Genomic DNA, 1,753 nt, shown 5'->3' on the forward strand with positions numbered 1-1,753 from the left:
TCGGCGACCTTCACGCCGGGGTCGCCGAAAGTCGCGGCGATCTTGTCGCCCGTCGGCAGGGTCTTGTTGTCGATGATGAACATGATGGCCGGATAGGCATCCGGCGGCAGCGCGTCGCCGGTCGAGATCGACAGGGTCAGGGAGCCGGCGTTGCCGTCGCCATCGACGAAAGCCGTCGAGGCGGCGCAGGTTTTGTGTGCGTCCTGTCCGGTATCGAGCGTATCGATGATGGTGGTCCACCTGCCGAAGGTTTTGGTGGCCGGCATGTCGGAGGCGGACTGCGTCTGCTCCTGAGCAATTGCGCCGGTCAGGGCGAAGGCGGTCAGCGAGCCTGACAAGGCCAAGGCGACAAGGTGGAAAGTGCGCATCATCAAGTCTCCGGTAAGCGCGCCGCCCGATCAGGGAGCGGCGCGAAGCGCGAGGATAAAAGATGACGCGCGGCGCCCGGTCAACCGAGGGCTAACAGCCGGCGGAAGGATCAACCGAGGTAGGGGTAGAGCGGGAAGCGGTCGGTCAGCGCCGTGACCTTGGCCTTCACCGCGGCCTCGACCGCTGCATTGCCTTCGTCGGAATTCGCCACCTTCAGCCCGTCCAGCACCTCGGCGATCAGCTTGCCGATCTCGCGGAATTCGGCCTGGCCGAAGCCGCGCGTTGTGCCGGCCGGCGTGCCGAGGCGCACGCCCGAGGTGACGAACGGCTTTTCCGGATCGAACGGGATCCCGTTCTTGTTGCAGGTGATGTTGGCGCGGCCGAGGGCCGCCTCCGCGCGCTTGCCGGTGGCGTTCTTCGGACGAAGATCGACCAGCATCAAATGGTTGTCGGTACCGCCCGATACGATGTCGAGGCCGGTCTCCTGTAGGCTGGACGCAAGCGCCTTGGCGTTGGCGACGACGCTCTCCGCATAAGCCTTGAAGCTCGGCTTCAGCGCTTCGCCGAGCGCCACCGCCTTGGCGGCGATGACATGCATCAGCGGACCGCCCTGCAAGCCCGGGAACACCGCCGAGTTCATCTTCTTGGCGATTTCCTCGTCGTTGCACAGGATCATGCCGCCGCGCGGGCCGCGCAGGGATTTGTGGGTCGTCGTGGTCACGACATGGGCATAAGGCAGCGGCGACGGGTGCACGCCGCCGGCGACGAGCCCGGCGATATGCGCCATGTCGACCATGAGATAAGCGCCGATCGAATCGGCGATCTCGCGGAAACGCTTCCAGTCCCAGATGCGCGAATAGGCGGTGCCGCCGGCCAGGATCAGCTTCGGCTTGGTCTCATGCGCGGCCCTCTCGATCGCGTCCATGTCTAGGAGGTGATCATCCTTGCGCACGCCGTAGGAGACGACCTTGAACCACTTGCCGCTCATGTTGACCGGCGAGCCGTGGGTGAGATGGCCGCCCGAATTCAGGTCGAGCCCCATGAAGGTGTCGCCGGGCTGGAGCAGCGCCAGGAACACCGCCTGGTTCATCTGGCTGCCCGAATTCGGCTGGACATTGGCGAAGTTGCAGCCGAACAGCTTTTTCGCGCGCTCGATGGCCAGTTCCTCGGCCACGTCGACAAACTGGCAGCCGCCATAGTAGCGCTTGCCCGGATAGCCCTCGGCATATTTGTTGGTCATGATCGAGCCCTGCGCTTCGAGCACGGCGCGCGACACGATGTTTTCCGACGCGATCAGCTCGATCTCATGGCGCTGGCGACCGAGCTCGTTGCGGATGGCGCCGAAGATTTCCGGATCGGCGTCGGCAAGCGTGGTCTCGAAGAA

Annotated in this window: 1 protein-coding gene and 1 pseudogene; both read right to left on the minus strand. The window is 64.7% G+C overall.

Annotation, left to right across the window (positions count from 1 at the left end):
• Positions 1–371, minus strand: a pseudogene (locus EOA24_RS36850) (hypothetical protein); the annotation flags it as partial.
• Positions 372–478: 107 nt separating this feature from the next.
• Positions 479–1,753, minus strand: a 1,275-nt coding sequence (gene glyA / locus EOA24_RS36855; RefSeq protein ID WP_281059926.1) for a serine hydroxymethyltransferase, incomplete at its 5' end; no start/stop codon positions are given.

The organism is Mesorhizobium sp. M2A.F.Ca.ET.039.01.1.1, assembly GCF_003998035.1.
Taxonomy (GTDB): Bacteria; Pseudomonadota; Alphaproteobacteria; order Rhizobiales; family Rhizobiaceae; genus Mesorhizobium.